The sequence below is a fragment of the Phytoactinopolyspora alkaliphila genome (assembly GCF_010550695.1).
Lineage (GTDB): Bacteria > Actinomycetota > Actinomycetes > Jiangellales > Jiangellaceae > Phytoactinopolyspora > Phytoactinopolyspora alkaliphila.
In genome coordinates this window covers 14,500-32,998 of record NZ_JAAGOB010000011.1, presented here as the reverse complement: position 1 = coordinate 32,998, position 18,499 = coordinate 14,500, and the positions used below count along the sequence as shown (strand labels likewise).

Here is an 18,499-nt window from a genome sequence, read left to right as displayed (position 1 = left end):
GCTCGCCCATGGCCTGACCGTGGTGCTGAACATCCACCACGATGACAGCGTCTGCGAGAGGCCGGCTAACCATTGTGAGGTACCTCGCGTCGATGGTGGGATGCGGGTGGCGCCTAGCGCCGTTGACATGAACATGAGAGCGCTTCGAGGTGTGGGCGAGACTGATGTGGTGGTGATCGGCGCCGGTCAGGCCGGCCTGTCGAGCGCTTATCACCTCAAACGTCTGGGCTTGACGTCCGGAGCCGGATTCGTGGTCCTCGACTCCGGCGGCGCGCCCGGCGGCGCCTGGCGGGAGCGCTCGCCGAGCCTGACGATGGAGAAGGTCCACGGCGTCTTCCAGCTTCCGGGCACCCGCTGGTCGCCGGACACGTCCGTCGCCACACGGCCCGCGGCCGAGGTCGTCGGCGCGTACTACGGAGACTACGAGCGCCGATACGACCTGCCCGTGCAGCGGCCGGTGGAGGTTCGAGCCGTCCGCCCCGGCGACGACGGCCGGCTCGTCGTGGAAACCGGCACCGCAATCTGGACGGCACGGGCCGTCATCAACGCCACCGGAACATGGACCCGACCGTACTGGCCGTACTATCCGGGCTCGGCCGAGTTCGCCGGTCGCCAGCTGCATTCCGCGGAGTATCGAGGCCCGGCGGAGTTCGCCGGCCAACGGGTCGTGGTGGTGGGCGGTGGTCACTCAGCGACGCACATCCTCTCCGAGATCGCCGACGTGGCCGCGTCCACAACCTGGGTGACACGCCGCCCGCCGACGTTCTACCGAGAAGAGTTCACCGAGGACTTCGGCCGGCGGGTGATCGCCCAGGTCGACGAGCGGGTCCGTGCCGGACTGCCACCGGAGAGCGTGGTCCACGTCACGGGCCTCGGATACACGCCCGTGGTCGAGGCAGCGCTCGCCAAGGGCGTGCTGGAGCGGCACCCGATGTTCGAGCGAATCCTCTCGCATGGCGTGCGGTGGGATGACGGCCGATCAGCCGACGCGGACGTGATCATCTGGGCCACCGGTTTCCGTGCGGCTCTCGATCATCTTGCGCCGCTGAAGTTGCGCGAACCCGGTGGCGGCATCCGGATGGACGGGACCCGCGTCGTGGCCGAGCCACGCGTGCACCTGGTGGGATACGGGCCGTCGGCGAGCACGGTGGGCGCCAACCGGGCGGGCCGCGCGGCCGCGCTCGAGGTCCGATCGGCCTTGCGGGCCGTGTCAGCCGCGATCGCCATTGTGGGAGCATGATCACCGCAAGGATTCCCGGTGTGAGAGGCGAGCTCTGAGGCAGCATGGTGCGGGACACGCGGCATCTCGACGGTTCGGGAGGCGAGCGCGATCCCCAGTCGGAACCCCTGACCTACCCTGGCCGCCCGGTGCCGGGTACGGGTGTCATCCTCGGCGACGCGTTCCACCAGGTAAATGCCGCGGAACTGGACGGACTTCTCCGGGTTGAGGGCGGCGTGCCGCTGTCCGAGCGGACGCCGGTGCTGGCGGTGGGGTCCAACGCATCCCCGGCTCAGCTCCGGCGCAAGCTGCCCGCTCAGCCGCCACGGCGGCTGGTGTTGCCGATCACCGCGGTGGACGTGGGCAATCTGGCGCCGGGCGTCTCGGCACACGTCAGCCGGCCCGGGTACGTCCCGGCCACGCCCGTGGCCGCGCCAGGGGAGACGTCGAGGCTCGTTGTCGTGTGGCTGGATACCTCGCAGCTGAGGGCGATGGACGCCACGGAGCCGAACTACGACCGCACTGCCCTCCCTGCTGACCGATTTCCGGTGCGGCACGAAACTGGGGCGCCGTCCGCGTGCTCGTGTGAGGTCTACGTCAGCCACCACGGATGCCTGACCGACCGATCCGGGGCCGTCCGGCGCCTGGAACCACAGTCTGTGCTGATCCAGAGCCTGCTCGCAGGATCGCCCGCACTCCGGGAGCTGGCCGGTGAGACCCCCGAGTCGTTCGTCTGCGTAATGCGTCGAGACCCCTCCGCCAGGCAGAAAGCACGTCGCCTGTTCATCACCGAGGGCCGCGTCTCATTGTTCAGCTGAACCACGCGAGAGCGTCGCCGGCGGATTCTCGGGCAGAATTGGTGGCTGACACCCACCGATGCCCGAGCCGGATCGTGAGCGCGTGACGAGTAGCGCGCGTCCACTATCAAGGACGTCGCCCGGCTTGCCGGCGTCTCGCGATCGCTTGTCTCCCTGCTGCTCCCGGCCCACGACGGGCCACCAATGCCAAGCTGACGGTGTGGCATGGCGGCCAGAGCACTGATTACTCCGTGGATCAGCCGGGATCTCCGACGAGGGCAATGGCACGCGGGTGGTCGGGGACGCCGTGATGTTCGTCCCGCAGTAGGCCGGTCAGCTCACCTGGAAGGACCGCTTCGACAGGCCCATCATGTAGCCCTCGATGGTGGTGCTCACCGGCTGCTCGGCGTCCGTCGCCGCTCCAAGCGTGATGAACAGCGGGATGTAGTGGTCGACGGTGGGGTGTGCGTAGGGCATTCCCGGCGCCTTGGACGTGTACGCGGCGAGCGTGTCGACGTCGCCGCGGGCCAGGGCGTCGGCCGCCCATGCGTCGAAGTCCGACGACCACGACGGCGGGTGATTGTGCACGGCCATCTCGCGGGTGAGGTACGGCAGGCCGTGGGTCATGAACCCGGAGCCGATCACGAGGACGCCTTCCTCCCGCAGTGGGTGCAGTCGTCGTCCCAGCTCAAGGAGCTTGCCCGGACCATGGGTGGGCATGCTCAGCTGTAGCACCGGGACGTCGGCGAGCGGGTACATTACCTTCAGCGGAACCCACGCCCCGTGATCCAGCCCGCGGCTGCCGTGTTCGTGCACCCGCTCGCCGTCCGGCATCAGTGCGGCCACCTGGCGGGCGAGGTTACCGGCGTCGGGCGTCGGGTAGGTCATCTGGTGGTACCGAGGGTGGAACCCGCCGAAGTCGTACACGAGCGGCGTGTGAGCGGCCGACGCCGAGAGCGCGAGCGGAGCCGACTCCCAGTGCGCGCTGACGATGAGCACCGCGCGCGGCTTCGGCAACGTCTGAGACCAGCCGAAGAGCTCACTGATCCACGGCCCGTCGTCGAACAGTGGTGGCGCTCCGTGGCTGATGTACAGCGCGGGAAGAGGTCCGTCGTCGGGCGTCCAGCGGCGCTGAGCGTTGCTGATCGACACCGCGCCCCCGACGAACTCGTCGAACGCGCCGCCTGGCACCGCCGTGTCGGACCGGGGATTCACATGCGTTCCTTTCCGGGTGACGTCCTGACGGGACCCGGTTCGGGCACCACCGGGAGAATCGCGTCTGGGAGAATAATTGAAGCTTCAATTAAACGATAGGCCGAATCGCTTGAACCGTCAAGTCATTGCCGTAAACTGGGGTGGTGACCAGTACCCACCTCGCGGACACCGACGGTTCCGCTGCCGAGCCGCGCTGGCTCACTCCCGATGAGCAGGAGGCCTGGCGGGCGTTCGCCGCGGTGCTGATCCGGCTGCCGGCCGCGCTGGAGAGTCAGTTGCAGCGTGACGCCGATCTCAGCCACTTCGAGTACGCCGTTCTCTCAGCACTGTCTGAGGCACCGGAGCAGGCGTTGTGCATGAGTGAGCTCGCCGGGCTGGCCAACGGCTCGTCGTCGAGGTTGTCGCATGTGGTCAAACGGCTGGAGCGGCGTGGCTGGGTCCGCCGTGAACCGCGCTCTGACGACGCCCGCTACACCAACGCCACCCTCACCGCCGAGGGCATGGCGAAGGTGGTCGCCGCTGCTCCCGGCCATGTCGAAGCCGTTCGGTCGCTCGTCTTCGACGTGCTGACTCCGGAACAGATCGCGCAAGTCCGCGACATCGGCCGCAACATCCACGACCGGCTAGCCCCGGACGGCCGAGGTGACCGCTAAGGCACCATGTGCGCCGCGAGAGTACCGATGGATATCGTCAACGACCTTTGCTCTCGGCCGAGATGCGGCATCGCCCCGACGCGGGACAGCCCGTCGGCCTGGATCAGACGACCGCCGACATCAAACGGTCCTTGGCCGGAACAGCGGACAGGCCGGGTTCGGCCTCGTCGCGGATACGGATCGAGCCACGCGCCACGTCATCACCGGAGCGCCGAGTGCGCTACGCCGTGCCATTTCCGCGCTGGTCCACAACTCGTTCGGGCACGTCAATCGGGCGGGACGGTGACTGTCAGTCTTAACGGCGGTGCCGACACGGTCCGGTTGATCGTGGCCGATACGGGCGAGTGACTGGACGCCGCAGTCGCCGCGGAGCTCACACAGCGATTCCGGCGGGGGACCCGCCGCGACCGATGCGGGTCACCGGCTTGGGCTGGGCCTGGTCCTGGTCGAGGAGGTCGTTCATTCCCACGGCGGAACGATGGAGATCGCCGGGCGCCCGGGTGAAGTGCGACGGTGACGCTCACCTTCCCGTCAGCGCCCTGCACGGGTCCTTGGGGCATAGGCGCGGCGGCCACGAGCTTGCACATGGTTGAGGCGGACCGCCACAAGCTTCCACATGGCACCCTGGCGGCAAGAAGCTTCCACATGCTCCCGGTGAACGGCCACGAGCTTCCACGAGGCCAGGGGGCCGGGGCGGTCGTCAGGCGTGCTTCGCCCTGTCGCTCAGGGGTCCGCGGGCTCCGGCAGTGCCGCGATGGGGGCTTCGGGTTCGATCTGAGTCTCCACCTCAGGTTCCGCGCGCCGCAGCTTCGGCGGTGGCGCCACGTAGCCACGGACGCGCTCGCCTACCTGCTCGTAGAAGTGCGGCACGGCTTCCTCAAGCAGTTCCACGAATGTACGTGAGCCGCTGAACTTACCTGCCAGGTCGCGGATGAGTAGCACCTCGAACTGTGTCGGCGCGAGCGATTTGTTCTCTCCCTCTAGCAAGCTCGCATCTTCTCGCAGGTCGGCAAGAGTAGCTTGAGTGTCTGGTGCGCGGCCGGGCCAAGACGCACGGACATGAATACCAGCCGGGTCGGTTTTGGCCAGTTGCCGAAGGACCCAGTTGATCCTGCTCGAAGCACGTTGTTTGTCACGCGGAGCACTGAGAACCATCGATACGGAGACGCATCTGCGTTGGAGGTCTGCCACGACCTGAAGTGGTGACGCGGCATCTGGGACGTCGAACGCACATGAGAGAGCGTGCCGCGCGATCAAGCTGTCGCTGTCGTCTTTCAGTCGCGTCACCTGGTCATTCACGTGTGACTTGCTCAGCCGCTGCCGCACTGTCCGGTTCAGCCTTCGGCTCATCAACAAGCAGAGGTCGCGACTTTCCTGATGCCAAGCTGCCACGCTCCGCTCGACTTCAGGTGACGATCTCGAGAGTCGTGCACCTGACTGGACCTTGGCATTAAGTTCCTTCCACTCCGGATTCATGCGATCGAACGATGAAACAGTCACGGTGGGGTGCGAGAAGTAGCGGACCATCTCGTTGAGGATGAACCGCTGTTCGGGCCGCTCGAACTTGTGCTCGTTGAGTAAGAGCATGGCATTGGTGACGATGGACATCCATGACCAATGAAACAGCTCCACACCCTTGAGAACGCTCTTGGGTAGGCGGACAGGACTGTGCGTTGGCGTGGCGACGAATTGGTTGGAGATCGTGAGTAGTGCAGTAATGCCATTGGTGCGCGCGAGATTCGCATACTTGGTGATCTGCTCCGGTTCAATCTCCGCCCGGCCGATCTTCGCCTCTACCAGGCAGTTCCATTGTCGACCACGCCCCCCGTCGAACACTAAGAGTCCGTCCGGGCGTGTCTTTGCTTGGTCTCCGTTACGAGTGAACACGACCTCCGTGAAGCCAAGAAGACTCGAACGGGTACCTACACGCTGCCCGAGTTGCTGGAGCATGGTCAGCGCGAAAGGAGGCACACTCATCATCGCGGCCAACAGGATGGAGACAGCTCGTGTCTCCCTTGATGAATCCGCGGCGACCGGAATGAGCCGGGCTTGCTCGCCTGATTCGAGAAATGTGGGTCTGTCTGCCATGCCTGTTCCCCCTCCGGAAACCTCATTGCCCGGAACTCCACCCGTGTCCGGTGCAACATACCGGTTCTCATCGGATTTCGGTAGAGCTGAGGAAAGGCAATTATCCGACGCCCTGCTTAGCGTCGGTCCTTATCCCTCCACCTCATGCGGTGTTCGGACTGTGACTCTGAACATCTCATGGGTCGTCTCGCGGTGACGACAGAGGCGATGAAGGCGCGACCCGGTGAACGGCCACGAGCTTCCACAAGGCCGGGGCGTCCGATATCACATCGTTCACTCGGCGGGCTGGAAGCTACGACTCGACACAGGACGTGGAACCGACGACACTGAAGTCCGCGCTGACCGTTTCGGCGTCGCCTTGCTCCGCAGCGAGCCGGAAATCGACGGTGAACTTCACGGTGACGTCGTCGTCGGCTCGACGGAAGATCGCGGAACGGGGTTGGTCCCCGTCGCCGAGCTCTTGCGACTCGGTCTCGTAGCCGAGATCGCGGAACCGTCCGGCCACGAAGTCGGTGGTGCCGTCGAAGTACGTGTCGACCGTGTCGGCGTCGGCCGGATCCCCGGGCCACACCAGCGTGAAGTCGGTGTGCCAGACGCGCTGCACGCCGTCGGCGCACTCGTGGTCCGTGGTGGCGTCGTCGACGACCGTCTCGGCCGTGACCTCGCCCATCCGCGGCTCGTCGGTCCGGAACTCCTCGATGATCGCCGCGCCGTCGTCGTTCAGAGCCGTTCCGGCTTGATCCAGGTCGACGTCGTCCGCCTCGGAACCGCCACATCCAGCGGCGACAAGCATGACGACGCCTGTTCCCATCGCAAGCATGCCGGAGCGGAGCCGGCGGTCTCTCACTGGTTCATCCCTACCAATCGACGTTGTTGACGATCTGCTCCGCGACGTCGCCGCGGCCGTTGCCGATGGCGTCCCATCCGGAGTCGAACTTGTTGTCGAACGGCCTCGTGTTCGGGTGGTCCGGGTCGATCTCGTTGGCGCTGTCCGTCCAATTGACGAACTGCTCGGCCAGACCACCGTCGCTGAGATCCTCGGAGATCTCCACCGGGTCACGCAGGTTGCCGTTCTCGTCCAGCAGGTCCGGCGGGATGTCCTGGGTGGTGGGATAGCCTGCATCGATCATCATTTCGGCGATGAGGTACCGATGCAGGACCCCGGCCTGGATGTTCAGAGCGTCGAGCTCGTCGCGCGGATCGGTCCCGCTGGCCGCCCACTCGTTCAGCGAGCCCGCGGTGACCACCTGGGTGACCTTCCATCCGAGGTCCAGGATCCCCTTGGGGCTCACCGGAAGCAACGTCAGGACGGCGGAACCGCCGAACGCCATGTTCGCCTTGAACGCCTCCTCCTCGTCGAACTCGTCGCCCCGGACTTCGCGCTGGGCCTGGTATTGGAGCCCGGAGAGCGTCCCGAACATCCGCAGAGCTGCCTCGAAGTTCTCCGGGTCCAGGTCCCCGGCGCCAGTGGCGGCCAGGTCGGCCTCGAGCGCTTGCGCGGGCAGCGTCTCGTACAGGTCCTGGACCGCGGCGTCGAAATCGGCGGAGTACCTGTCGTCGTGGGCGAATCCGTGCAGGAACCGGTAGACGTCCTCGGGGCTGAGGAAGAAGTTGGGGTCCATGCCCGGCGGCAGGTCGAAGTTCTCCGGCATGTCCATCGAGGAGCCCCGGAACGTGGCATCGTGCGCGTACGAGCCGACGAGGAGTTCCTCGGCGTAGGCTGCGGCGATCTGTCCCATGGGTTCGCGCATTCCCCAGGGGGTGTCCTCGTGCTGCCCCAGCGCGACGATCGCTTGGAAGGCGAAGCTTGAGGCGTGGGATCCTTTGTCCGGGGGGTCGTCGAGGGCTCCGGAGCCGGACGCGATCGCCTGACCGAACGCTTCGGTGATGGCGTCGCCGGTGCCTCTGCTGCGCTGGATGCCGTAGACGCGCTCGACATACTCCTCGATGGAGATGCCGCCTTGCTCGTCGAGGGCGATACGGGCGGCCGAGGGGTTGTTGCCCAGCGCACTAAAGGCGAGCGCGAGGGTGTCCTCGGAGAGCCCGAGCCGTGGGGTGAAGCCGGAGCGGAAGTCGATCTCGCCCCAGTCCTCGCCCTCGAAGTCCTCGAGCACGGCGTTGCGGACCACGTCGGAGAGCCAGCGTGGCGGGAAGTCACCATGCTGCAGCATCGCGAGCCGGTCCCAAGACAGGGCCGGATCATCGTGGGCGTCCCGCCACTGTTCACGGAAGTCGGAGAACTCGCTGTAGTAGTCCGAGGAAGAGCTGGTGTGGTCGGTGGTGTTGAGCGCCGTGCCGAGGCCGATGCTGAACAGCTCGAGGTATCGCTCCGCGTTGTCCGAGCCCGTAGCCTGCAGAAGACTGGGAAGCCGCCCAGCGTAGTCCGGGCCGAGCTCGAGGTAGAAGCCGGCCATGACGTCCGGATCGTTGACGTAGGCTTCCATCTCCTCGAACATCTCATCGAAGGTGCCGGCGTCGATGGTGCCGTCTTCGAGGAGCTGTTGGGCGAGCTCGCGGCCGTACTGCTCGGCTTCCTCCGGGGAGTCGAACGGTATCGGCTCGTCGAACTGGACCATGGTGCCTTCGGGCCGATCACCGGTGAGCGCCTCGGCCATGTTGCGGCGTCGCTCCAGCCCCGGCAGCTGAGCGTCCACCCACTCGGCGATGGTGTCGATACTGCTGAGCGTTTGGAACGTGACTCCGCGGATCCGCATCTTGGTGCGCAGGTCGTCGAGATCTGTGCTGAGCTTCCCGTGCCCCCGGCGCATGGCGGTGACAAGCTCACCCATGCCCTCGGCGCTGATGCTCGAGTAGTCATTCATACCGGCACGTTGTTTCCGTAGTTGTGCGTGTTGGGGATCTCCTCCGGAGTGCTTTCCAGCTCCTCACGGATGTCTTCCACCAACTGATCGGCAAGGCCGGGCAGGTCGTCCTTGCGATACTCGAGGTCCTCGAGGAACTGCGTGGCCACCGTGGGACCGGTCCAGACCTCGTCGTCGTTCATGAGACTGTGGGCATCGTTCAGCGCCTCGGCGATGTCATCGCGTAGGCCTTCGGCGAACTCAAGAAGTTCCTGCAAGGCCCCGTGCGCCGGGTTGGGGCGCATGTCGTCGGCTTCGTCACCCATGTCGTGAGTCTCCGGAGCTGTTGTTCCTTGTGCGTACCAAGACCGAAACGACAGCGTACATGGGTCGGTGCCGACGATCATCCGAACCCGGACCGCCCAGCGGCCCAAGGCGGCTCCGCGGGCGGGTCCGCACGGCGTGGGCGGCCGGCGAGATCGGTGTGCCTGGCAGCATCGCGCGAGGTAGATTGGGAAACAACCCGCCCTGAGGGGAGCCGGTTCGATGCCATGGATCGCCTGGTTGATCATTGCCGCGGCTCTGGGTGTCGCGGAGTTCTTCACTCTCACTCTGGCCTTCGGACTCCTCGCCGCCGCCGCGCTCGTGGCGGCGGTCGTCGCCGGCCTGGGAGCGGGTTTGCTGCTGCAGGTGCTCGCCTTCGCGGGTGCGAGTGCCGTCGGCCTCCTGATCGTGCGTCCCATTGCCAGGCGGCAGATGGCTCAGCCACCCGTGGTGCGGGAGGGTACGGACGCGCTCATCGGCCGCAGCGCCGTCGTCGTTCAAGAGGTCACCGCTGTGAAAGGCCTGGTGCGGCTCTCTGGCGAGGAATGGTCCGCCCGCGCGCTCGACGAGACCCAGTCGATCCCGGTGGGGACATTCGTGGACGTGATGGAGATCGAGGGCGCCACAGCCATCGTCTATCCCCGGGAGCTCCTGCCATGAACATCCAACGCAGACACGAACGCTGAGGAGACAAATGGAACTGTTGGTGCCGATCATCATCGCGGCGGTCTTGATGGTATTCCTGGTGATTTCCACGGTCCGGGTAGTGCCGCAAGCACGCCGATACAACATCGAACGGTTCGGTCGCTACCGCACCACTCTGCAGCCCGGCCTGAACTTCATCGTGCCGATGGCGGATCGAGTCAACACCAGGCTCGATGTGCGGGAGCAGGTGTTCTCCTCCAGGCCCCAGCCGGTGATCACGGAGGACAACCTGGTGGTGAACATCGACACGGTGCTGTATTACCAGATCACCGATCCACGGGCGGCCGCTTACGAGGTCGCCGACTACCTCCAGGCGATCGATCAGCTCACCATCACCACCCTGCGTAACGTCATCGGGAGCATGGACCTGGAGCGCACCCTCACCTCCCGGGAAGAGATCAACACCCAACTGCGCAACGTGCTGGACGACGCCACGGGCAAATGGGGCATCCGGGTCAACCGGGTGGAGATCAAAGCGATCGACCCTCCGGCCACCATCAAGGAGGCGATGGAGAAGCAGATGCGGGCGGAGCGCGACAAACGTGCCGCCATCCTGCACGCCGAGGGTGATCGCCAGGCGAAGATCCTCACCGCCGAAGGGACCCAGCAGCAGAAGATTCTCGAAGCCCAGGGTGATCAGCAGGCGGCGATCCTCCGCGCCGACGGTGAGGCGAAAGCAGTGGAGCGTGTCTTCCAGGCGGTGCACCAGAACAACGCCGACCCCAAGGTGCTGGCCTACAAGTACCTGGAGACGCTGCCTCATCTGGCCGAAGGAGACAACAACACCTTCTGGGTCATTCCGGGTGAGCTCACCCAGGCGGTGAAGACGGTCACCGACGCGTTCGGCGACTACTCCCGGATGGGGGCGCCGAGCGGGCAGGGCGAGACTCGCGACGGCCAGGCGGCGGAAGCTTCCGACCAGGCCGGCGACGAGCCCGGTGACCGGCAGCTGACCTCCGGCGACCCACTGGAGCTGGATGCCGCGCAAGCTGCCGACGAGGTCGCCAAGATAGCCAGAGCGGCGGTCAGCGACGCCAAAGCCGAGGCCGCGGCCGCCGAAGGGCGGCCGAACAGGAGTCTTGACGACGACGCCCCGAGCTGAACGACGACGTGCTGGGTGGAGCGCTCAGCCGGTGACGTCCACGGGGCCGGCACTCGAGAACGCACGCACCTTGTGCGGCGAGGCATGACTGGTCCGGGCGCTGACATCGGGGGCCTGCGTGCGGCTCTTCGCCTCGACGTCATACGCCGTTCCGGCAGGAAGGTCCACGGAGACCGAGCCCGCGCTGGACTCGGCGTCCAGCGACCGTGGCGGCGTGAGTGTCTCGACCCGCACGGCCCCCGCGCTGGAGGTGATCCGTGCGTCCTCCGCCCGCAACCCGGTGACGAGGACGTCTCCGGCGTCCGAGTGTGCCTGTAACCGGCCCGTGTGACCGGCGACGACGACGTCACCCGCGTCCGACGTCAGCTGCGCGGCGCCGTGGAGACCACGGGCCTCGACCGTGCCTCCCGCCGACATGGCCACGACGTCGACACCTGCGGGGACGGTGAGTGTGACATCTGTCCGGCAGCCGAATGCCGGGATGAGGTCGTGTCCGCGGCAATCACCGTCAATACGCAGCGTGTCCCCGTCGACGCTGTGCGTCACTCGTGCCGAGCGGACCCACCCGTCGTCGATCGCGGCCGCCACGTGCACACGGCCGCTGGTGCCGCCGATGATCTCGACGTTCCCGGCGAAGACGTCGACTTCCACCCGGGAGACGTCCGTGTCGACGGTGATCTCCGATGTGTGGCTGGACCTGCTGATCCACCAGAAGACCGACACCGCGGCGATGGCCACCACAACGACGCCGATCATCCGTGCCCCGCGTGCGCCGCCGTTTCCCCCGAGCGAGACATGATCACGTGTCCGCTGGTGACTAGGTACGGATTCGAACGTCATGACGATGACAGTAGTGCTTTGTCCGGGGCAGCGGTTCCATCTTGGTGAGGAGAACGACCCGGATATGTCCGTGGGGGTGACCCGGAGGCGCTCCGGGTCGCTGTCTCAGGGCTGCTGATCCGGGTCGCTGGGCGGAGTCGCGCATCCGGAGTGCGGCCGGCAGCGGAGAAGGACGCGTGCCCGCTACCGTGAGTAGGGTGTGTGATGTGCGAGGAGCACCGTGACCGGCGGGACCGGAAACCGCGCCGCGAGGAGTGCCGTGCCGCGGTTGCGCGGCATCGGAGTCAGCGCGGGGATGGCGGTCGGGCCGGTGGTGCGCGTGACCGAGCCCGTTCGCCCGCCGGAGAACGAGCCCGCCGCGCTCGATGCCCAGGCAGCGAGCCGTGAGGTGGCCGCGGCCTTCGAGCTGGTGGCGGCGGAGCTTGAACGCCGGGCCGCACTGGCGCAGGCGACGGCCGCGGATATCCTGACCGCCACCGCGATGATGGCTCGGGACCCTTCCCTTCTGGCCGGTGCGCAGCGGCGTCTCGACGACGGCGAGGGCCCGGCCACGGCGGTGGACGGCGCCGTGGAGGAGGTCTGTGCATCGCTCGCGGCGGCCGGCGGCTACCTCGCCGAGCGGGTCACTGATCTGCGCGACGTCCGCGACCGCGTCGTCGCTCACCTCATCGGCGCGCCCCAGCCCGGGCTTCCCGAATACGACCAGCCGTCGGTGCTGATCGCCCACGACCTTGCCCCGGCCGACACCGCGGGTCTTTCGCCGGCGACTGTCCTGGGGATCGTCACCGAGGCGGGCGGGCCCACCAGCCACACGGCGATTCTCGCCGCACAGCTCGGGATTCCGGCCGTGGTGGGTACCGGCCCGCTCACGCTCGACGACGGGGTAGTCGTCGCGGTCGACGGGGAGACTGGTGAGATCGTCGTCGGCCCGGACGAGGCCGTCCAGGTGGAGTGGATGCGCCGAGCGGGTGCACGGAACGAGCAGCTGTCCAGGTTCAGCGGGCCGGGCCGTACCCGAGACGGAGTCCCGGTGTCGCTGCTGGCCAACATCGGAACCGCTGAGGACGCGACCGCGGCTGCGGGCCAGGATCTCGAGGGCGTCGGCCTGTTCCGCACCGAGTTCCTGTACCTGGACCGCGCGTCGGCGCCGAGCGTCGAGGAACAGACGCAGAGTTACCTAGCGGTCCTGCGCCCGTTCGGCGAACGACGAGTGGTAGTGCGAACGCTGGACGCCGGCGCGGACAAGCCGCTGCCCTTCGCGCCGACGGGGGACGAGGAGAACCCCGCGCTCGGTGTCCGTGGCTTGCGTCTCGGGCGGCGGGGCGGCTCGCTTCTCTCCGACCAGCTCGATGCCCTGGCCGCAGCGGCCGGGCAGTGTGCAGCCGATGTCTGGGTGATGGCGCCGATGATAGCCACGGCCGAGGAGGCGACCTGGTTCGCTGACCGGGCGCGCGCCGCGGGGTTGTCCACGGTCGGGGTGATGGTGGAGGTGCCCGCAGCCGCGTTGCGGGCACAGCAGGTTCTCGCGGACGTCGACTTCGTCAGTCTGGGAACCAACGACCTCGCCCAATACACGATGGCCGCGGACCGGATGCTGGGCGAACTCGCGCCATTGCTCGACCCGTGGCAGCCCGCGCTGCTGGACCTGATCGCTATGACGTGTGCGGGAGCAGGCGGCTCCAAGCCCGTGGGCGTGTGCGGCGAGGCCGGCGGCGATCCGCTGCTGGCTCCGGTACTGGCCGGCTTGGGGGTGAGCAGCCTGTCCATGGCGCCCTCCAGGATTCCCGCCGTGCGCGCGATGCTCGCCCTGCACGATCGCGACCGCTGCGCACAGATGGCGGCGGCTGCGCGAGCCGCCGCCGACGCCGGGGCGGCACGTGCCGCCGTGATGGATCTGCTCGACTCGGAGGCACGGTCGATCACCGGCCGGTGACCGCCTCGGCCTTGAGCTGGGCGGCGATGGCGAGTTCCATCGCGGTGAAGTACATTTCCTGCGGGTTGGCCGTCTCGGTACGGTGCTGGACGTCGTAGAGGAAGTCGGAGAAGAACGTGACGGGCTGGTCCGCGCAGCCGATGTGATGCTCGCCGTTCTTATCCACGAGAAATAGATGGTTCCCGCCGGGCCGTCCGGCGATGTCGACGTTCTTGCGCAGTTCGATGTAGCCGGCGGTGCCCAGGATGGTGATCCTGCCGTCGCCCCAGCTCGACAGCCCGTCCGGGGTGTACCAGTCGACCCGGACGTAACCGTGCGCGCGCGGGCTGCGCAGTACCGCTTCGCCGAAGTCCTGGAGCCCGGGGTCTTCCGGGTTCGCGTAATTGCCCACCGTGGCCGACACGACCTCGGCCGTCGTGGATCCGGTGAGGTAGAGGAACTGGTCCACCTGGTGGGAAGCGATGTCGGTGAGGATCCCGCCGTAGTGGTCCCGCTGGAAGAACCAGGACGGCCGGGAGTCGCGGCGCAGGCGGTGCGGCCCGAGCCCGATGGTCTGGACGACGTCGCCGATGGCGCCCGAGGCGATGAGGCCGGCGGCCTTGATGGTGGCGGGGCTGGTGAACCGCTCGCCGAAGAACGCGGCCCAGATCCGGCCGGTGTCCGCGGAGGTGGAGCGGATCGAGGCCATCTGCTCCGGCGTGGTGGCCGCGGGCTTGTCGGCCAGCACGTCCTTGCCGGCGCGCATCGCCTCGACGGCGATTCCGGCGCGCTCTGCGGCGATTCCGGCGGTGGCGATCACGCCGACGGCCGGATTCTCGTAGAGCCTGCGGGGATCGTCGACCTCGGGGATGCCGGGGAACCTCTCGGCGAATTGCGCCCGCTGCGCGGGGTCGGCGCCTGGAAAGACACCGGCGCACTGCGCACCGGCCGCTTCTAGCCCCTCGGTCATGCCGAGGATGTGCCCATGGTCGACGCCGACCACACCGAACCTGATCGTGCCGTTCCTCATGGAATGCGCTTCCCTCGTCGCCGCGGCTCACCGTCAGTGCACTCCAAGGCTACGTGCCAGCCAGCTCAGGGTGGCTGCAGGTCCTCCACCTGAGCTCCCCCCTGCGACCGAGAGGTTCTGACATCTCGCTACGCCGGACATGGCGGTGGGGGTACTTTGCAAGGCACCGAAATGGGGGACCGTGATGACGGCTGACCAGATTGCGCGCGGCCGGGAGGCGTACGAGCGGTACGCGTGGAGCGACGCGTACAAGCTGCTCAGCGCCGCTGAGGAGCAAACCGGCCTGGAACCGAACGATCTTGAACGGCTCGCCATGAGCGCTTACTTGACCGGACGGGACGACGCGGCCGTGGCGGGTCTGGAACGTGCCCACCGCGCCTTCCTCGCGTGTAGTGAGCTCGGCCGGGCCGTGCGATGCGCATTCTGGCTCGGCATGGTGCTCATGCAGCGCGGCCAGCATGCCCAGGGTGGCGGCTGGCTTGCCCGTGGACAGCGAGTGCTCGAGGAGAGCTCTCTGGACTGCGTGGAACAGGGCTATCTATTGGTTCCTGTCGCGCTGCACGCTCTCGGAAGCGGTGACCCCAACCGGGCGCACGCCACGTTGGAGCAGATCGCGGAGATCGCCGACCGGTTCGGCGACGCCGACCTCATCGCCCTCGGACGGCTGGGACGCGGACAGGCGTCGGTGGCAATGGGCGACGCCGTCGCGGGAACCGCGATGCTCGATGAGGCGATGGTCGCCGTCACATCCGGCGACGTGTCTCCGATCGCGGCCGGAATCGTGTACTGCGCGGTTATCATCGCCTGCCGCAACATCTTCGACCTTCGACGAGCTCAGGAATGGACGGCGACGCTGAGCCGCTGGTGCGCATCACAGCAGGACCTCAAGCCCTATCGCGGGCAGTGCCTGGTGCATCGCTCGGAGATCATGCAGCTGCGCGGAGAATGGTCCGACGCCATGGCGGAGGCGCAGCGGGCATGCGAGCATCTGTCCGACCCGCCAGGCGACCCGGTGGTGGGCATGGCGCTGTACCAGCGTGCCGAGCTACACCGGTTACGCGGCGAATTCGCGCGGGCGGAGAAGAACTATCGGGAAGCCAGCGTCTGGGGGCATCCGGTGCACCCCGGACTGGCGCTTCTCTGGTTCGAGCAGGGCAAGAAGGACGCCGCGGCAGCCGCGATACGCCGGGTGGCGGCGGAGGCCGGACGGCCCGTGGACCGGGCGCGGATCCTGGCGGCACACGTCGAGATCTCCCTCGCTACCAGCGACGTCGGCGCCGCGCGTGGGGCGGCGGACGAGCTCGCGACGATCGCGGCTGGGTTCCGCTCGCCCTACATGCGTGCGGTCGCCGGGTCAGCGACCGGCTCCGTGCTCCTGGCGGAGGGCGATTCGGTGGGAGCGTGCGTAGCCCTGCGGGAAGCGTGGACGGCTTGGCATGAACTCGACGCGCCGTACGAGGGAGCGGTGGTCAGGATGCTGATGGCCCGAGCGTGCGCTCGATTGGGCGACCATGACACCGCTGAGATGGAACTCGATGCCGCACGCCGGGTCTTCGCGGAACTCGGTGCGGAACCGGCTCTCGCCAAGGCGTCCGCCCTGTCCCGGCGGGCGGCATCCCGTGGCCCGTGCGGCTTGAGCCCGCGTGAGGTGGAGGTGCTCCGTCTCGTCGCGACGGGTGCGACCAGCAGGGAGATCGCGGACACCCTGGTGATCAGCGAGAAGACCGTCTCGCGGCATCTGAGCAACATGTTCACCAAGCTCGGCGTCTCAACCCGGGCCGCGGCTACCGCCTACGCCTACGAACATCAGCTGCTGTAGACGCGTTCGTGGGCGGGAGCCGGCGACGCGTTGTCAGCATGCGGAGAACTGCCCATGGACGGCGTCCGGACCGACGTGGGGTGTCTGCCCGATGCGGCGGCCACCCGCGGGCGGCGACCCTGTTCTCACAGGCATGACGAGAGAGGGAGGAACCATGACCGCACAAGCACCGAGTACAGAGCAGATCAGAGACGCCTGGGAGGCGATAGCTCCCAGATTCGACGAGTTCGCGACCCCGGAGACGATCGGGTTCGGCGAGCGGATCCTCGGCCGGCTCGGTCTGGATACGGGTACCCGGCTCCTCGACGTGGCCGCCGGCAGCGGTGCGCTGAGCCTACCCGCTGCGCGGCTCGGCGCGGAGGTGGTCGCAGTCGACATCGCGCCCGCGATGATCGAACGGCTTCAGGCCCGCGCTCGGACGGATGGCTTGACGAACGTCGCTGGCCGGGTCATGGACGGCAGCGCCCTGGAGTTCGACGACGATACGTTCGACGTGTCCGTGTCACAGAACGGCGTATCGGTGTTCCCGGACATGAAACGTGGGCTGGCGGAGATGGTGCGCGTCACCAAGCCCGGCGGTACGGTACTCGTCGTCGCGTTCGGCGCGCTTGAGAGGGCCGAGTTCCTCGGCTTCTTCGTGGGCGCCGCGAAAGCGGCCGTCCCCGATTTCACGCCGATGCCGGTGGACCAACCGCCACTGCCGTTCCAGGTGTCGGACCCGGCGGTGTTTCGCGCCAGGCTCGCCGAAGCGGGCCTGACGGACGTGACGGTGGAGACGACCACGTGGGACATGCCGGTCGAATCGGCCATGCACTTGTGGAACTTCATCGCGTCCGGCCACCCGATCGGGGCGCAGATGATCGCGAGCCTGACCCGCGAGCATCAGGTCGAAACGCAGCGAGTGCTGGACGGGATGCTCCGCGAACGTTCCGGTGGTGAACCCGGCGCCGTGATCCACACCGAGCTCAACGTCGGCGTCGGAACCAAGCCGGAGGGTTCTGCCCATGATCATCGGCTTTCCCGCACCCAATGAGGTCCCCGATCGTCAATGATCATGGGCAGGGGAGTGGGCCAGTGCCTGCACGACGCTGATAGGTCACGAGTGAGCCGAGAAGATCCATGCGAGGTGCGCGATCCCGGCGTCGGCGTAGTGCTGCGCACCGGACGTCACACCGTAGGCGATGTCCTCGAGGACTGAGCATCGGGCGTAGAAGACAGCTCGTGCGCGGTCGCCGGCATCCGGAGGCTCGGCGTAGTTGGCGATCGTCGCGTCGAAGACGTCCGGTCCGAGATCGCGAAAGATCAGGGCGAGATCACGCATCGGATCGGCGAGTGCCGCATCCGTCCAGTCGATGATCCCGGTGATCTCGTCCGTGTCTGTGCCGGCCAGGATGTGCTCGGTACCCAGATCGTTGTGGCAGAGCGTGACGGTTCGAGGCTCGGGCGGCGGAGTGCTCGCCAGGAAACGCTCAATCGGGCGACGAACTGGCGGCGTTATGTGCTGTGAAACCTCCCTGTACGCGAATTCGGCGTCGTCCCGCCATGCGGTCATGGGGTACGGATCGGGCGACACCAGCGTGTTCACGGCGTCGAGCGGTGCCTGGTGCAGCCGGCTGAGGAATCCACCCAGGACCGGCGCCAACCGGATCGGTTCGGCGACGGGCCGCTGGTTGAGCGGACGGCCCGGCAGCGCGGTGTACGCGAGGGCGCCCTGTTCGATGTCCGCGAAGATCGGCTGTGGGATCGGCAACGTGGACCATCCGGTCAGCGCCGCCAGGAGGCCGGCTTCGCGCCGGGTGGTCTCCGCGCGCTGGACCGCGTCGGATTCCTTGCTGATCCGGACGACCAGCTCGTCGTTCACAAGGTAGACGACGTTGTCGAGACCCTGCCCGAGCTCGGTGAGAGAGACCACGTCATAGTGCGGCAGGTGCAGGCGAAGCACGGAGTCGATGTCCACCACCAGGGCAGCCTATCCGGGGGTGCTCACTCGGATC

Annotated in this window: 17 protein-coding genes; 9 read left to right on the top strand and 8 right to left on the bottom strand. The window is 67.3% G+C overall.

The genetic code is table 11. From position 1 onward, the window contains the following. Positions 1-127 precede the first annotated feature (127 nt). From G1H11_RS18815 to G1H11_RS27485, 3 genes are all read left to right on the top strand, one after another. The gene (locus tag G1H11_RS18815; RefSeq protein ID WP_163820141.1) at positions 128-1,240 is read left to right on the top strand and encodes an NAD(P)-binding domain-containing protein; all 1,113 of its coding nucleotides are present in this window, start codon (positions 128-130) and stop codon (positions 1,238-1,240) included. A 44-nt stretch (positions 1,241-1,284) separates the two neighbouring features. Further along, positions 1,285-2,037: a hypothetical protein gene (locus G1H11_RS18810; protein ID WP_163820140.1), complete on the top strand. Its 753-nt coding sequence runs from the start codon at positions 1,285-1,287 to the stop codon at positions 2,035-2,037. 105 nt (positions 2,038-2,142) lie between these two features. Then, entirely contained in the window at positions 2,143-2,232 is a 90-nt protein-coding gene (locus tag G1H11_RS27485) for a helix-turn-helix domain-containing protein (RefSeq protein WP_163820258.1), read from the top strand. Positions 2,233-2,349: 117 nt separating this feature from the next. Here the strand turns inward: G1H11_RS27485 and G1H11_RS18800 are convergent, their stop codons facing one another. Next, positions 2,350-3,231: a dioxygenase family protein gene (locus G1H11_RS18800; RefSeq protein ID WP_163820139.1), complete on the bottom strand. Its 882-nt coding sequence runs from the start codon at positions 3,229-3,231 to the stop codon at positions 2,350-2,352. A 143-nt stretch (positions 3,232-3,374) separates the two neighbouring features. Between G1H11_RS18800 and G1H11_RS25950 the strand changes: the two genes are divergently transcribed. Next, positions 3,375-3,884, top strand: a complete 510-nt coding sequence (locus tag G1H11_RS25950; RefSeq protein WP_163820138.1) for a MarR family transcriptional regulator — start codon at positions 3,375-3,377, stop codon at positions 3,882-3,884. A gap of 723 nt (positions 3,885-4,607) precedes the next feature. On the opposite strand, the gene G1H11_RS18790 is transcribed toward G1H11_RS25950, so the two are convergent. The 4 genes from G1H11_RS18790 to G1H11_RS18775 all read right to left on the bottom strand — a co-directional run bounded on the left by G1H11_RS18790 (position 4,608) and on the right by G1H11_RS18775 (position 9,099). After that, positions 4,608-5,972, bottom strand: coding sequence for a hypothetical protein (locus tag G1H11_RS18790; protein ID WP_163820137.1), 1,365 nt, complete (start codon positions 5,970-5,972; stop codon positions 4,608-4,610). A gap of 292 nt (positions 5,973-6,264) precedes the next feature. Further along, entirely contained in the window at positions 6,265-6,819 is a 555-nt protein-coding gene (locus G1H11_RS18785; RefSeq protein WP_163820136.1) for a hypothetical protein, read from the bottom strand. Positions 6,820-6,829: 10 nt separating this feature from the next. Further along, a complete protein-coding gene (locus tag G1H11_RS18780) occupies positions 6,830-8,794 on the bottom strand; it encodes a hypothetical protein (protein WP_163820135.1) in 1,965 nt (654 codons plus the stop codon). Then, on the bottom strand, positions 8,791-9,099 hold the full coding sequence (locus G1H11_RS18775) for a hypothetical protein (RefSeq protein WP_163820134.1): 309 nt from the start codon (positions 9,097-9,099) through the stop codon (positions 8,791-8,793). Before G1H11_RS18775 ends, G1H11_RS18780 begins: the two co-directional genes overlap by 4 nt. Before the next feature lie 220 nt (positions 9,100-9,319). Here G1H11_RS18775 and G1H11_RS18770 point away from each other — a divergent pair, with 220 nt between their 5' ends. Both G1H11_RS18770 and G1H11_RS18765 read left to right on the top strand, forming a co-directional pair. Then, positions 9,320-9,757, top strand: a complete 438-nt coding sequence (locus tag G1H11_RS18770; RefSeq protein ID WP_163820133.1) for an NfeD family protein — start codon at positions 9,320-9,322, stop codon at positions 9,755-9,757. Between the two features lie 34 nt (positions 9,758-9,791). Continuing rightward, positions 9,792-10,904, top strand: a complete 1,113-nt coding sequence (locus tag G1H11_RS18765) for an SPFH domain-containing protein (protein ID WP_163820132.1) — start codon at positions 9,792-9,794, stop codon at positions 10,902-10,904. A gap of 24 nt (positions 10,905-10,928) precedes the next feature. On the opposite strand, the gene G1H11_RS18760 is transcribed toward G1H11_RS18765, so the two are convergent. Beyond that, positions 10,929-11,744, bottom strand: a complete 816-nt coding sequence (locus G1H11_RS18760; protein WP_163820131.1) for a DUF4097 family beta strand repeat-containing protein — start codon at positions 11,742-11,744, stop codon at positions 10,929-10,931. Positions 11,745-11,964: 220 nt separating this feature from the next. Here G1H11_RS18760 and ptsP point away from each other — a divergent pair, with 220 nt between their 5' ends. Then, complete coding sequence (gene ptsP / locus G1H11_RS18755) at positions 11,965-13,677, top strand: phosphoenolpyruvate--protein phosphotransferase (protein WP_216843916.1); 1,713 nt, start codon at positions 11,965-11,967, stop codon at positions 13,675-13,677. On the opposite strand, the gene G1H11_RS18750 is transcribed toward ptsP, so the two are convergent. Continuing rightward, on the bottom strand, positions 13,664-14,686 hold the full coding sequence (locus tag G1H11_RS18750) for a Gfo/Idh/MocA family protein (RefSeq protein WP_163820130.1): 1,023 nt from the start codon (positions 14,684-14,686) through the stop codon (positions 13,664-13,666). The genes ptsP and G1H11_RS18750 overlap by 14 nt on opposite strands. Positions 14,687-14,870: 184 nt before the next feature. Between G1H11_RS18750 and G1H11_RS26615 the strand changes: the two genes are divergently transcribed. Both G1H11_RS26615 and G1H11_RS18740 read left to right on the top strand, forming a co-directional pair. After that, positions 14,871-16,505 (top strand): LuxR C-terminal-related transcriptional regulator, encoded by a 1,635-nt coding sequence (locus G1H11_RS26615; RefSeq protein WP_163820129.1) that lies wholly within the window; start codon positions 14,871-14,873, stop codon positions 16,503-16,505. Between the two features lie 154 nt (positions 16,506-16,659). Then, positions 16,660-17,538, top strand: coding sequence for a class I SAM-dependent methyltransferase (locus G1H11_RS18740; protein WP_163820128.1), 879 nt, complete (start codon positions 16,660-16,662; stop codon positions 17,536-17,538). A gap of 63 nt (positions 17,539-17,601) precedes the next feature. Here G1H11_RS18740 and G1H11_RS18735 read toward each other — a convergent pair whose 3' ends face one another. Next, the gene (locus G1H11_RS18735; protein ID WP_163820127.1) at positions 17,602-18,465 is read right to left on the bottom strand and encodes a phosphotransferase; all 864 of its coding nucleotides are present in this window, start codon (positions 18,463-18,465) and stop codon (positions 17,602-17,604) included. Positions 18,466-18,499: the final 34 nt, after the last annotated feature.

Coding starts and splice junctions, on each gene's coding strand:
- G1H11_RS18740 (WP_163820128.1), top strand. CDS start 16,660: ATGACCGCACAAGCACCGAGTACAGAGCAGATCAGAGACGCCTGGGAG.
- G1H11_RS18790 (WP_163820137.1), bottom strand. CDS start 5,972: ATGGCAGACAGACCCACATTTCTCGAATCAGGCGAGCAAGCCCGGCTC.
- G1H11_RS18780 (WP_163820135.1), bottom strand. CDS start 8,794: ATGAATGACTACTCGAGCATCAGCGCCGAGGGCATGGGTGAGCTTGTC.
- G1H11_RS18760 (WP_163820131.1), bottom strand. CDS start 11,744: ATGACGTTCGAATCCGTACCTAGTCACCAGCGGACACGTGATCATGTC.
- G1H11_RS18765 (WP_163820132.1), top strand. CDS start 9,792: ATGGAACTGTTGGTGCCGATCATCATCGCGGCGGTCTTGATGGTATTC.
- G1H11_RS18750 (WP_163820130.1), bottom strand. CDS start 14,686: ATGAGGAACGGCACGATCAGGTTCGGTGTGGTCGGCGTCGACCATGGG.
- G1H11_RS18775 (WP_163820134.1), bottom strand. CDS start 9,099: ATGGGTGACGAAGCCGACGACATGCGCCCCAACCCGGCGCACGGGGCC.
- G1H11_RS18815 (WP_163820141.1), top strand. CDS start 128: ATGAACATGAGAGCGCTTCGAGGTGTGGGCGAGACTGATGTGGTGGTG.
- G1H11_RS18770 (WP_163820133.1), top strand. CDS start 9,320: ATGCCATGGATCGCCTGGTTGATCATTGCCGCGGCTCTGGGTGTCGCG.
- G1H11_RS18810 (WP_163820140.1), top strand. CDS start 1,285: ATGGTGCGGGACACGCGGCATCTCGACGGTTCGGGAGGCGAGCGCGAT.
- G1H11_RS26615 (WP_163820129.1), top strand. CDS start 14,871: ATGACGGCTGACCAGATTGCGCGCGGCCGGGAGGCGTACGAGCGGTAC.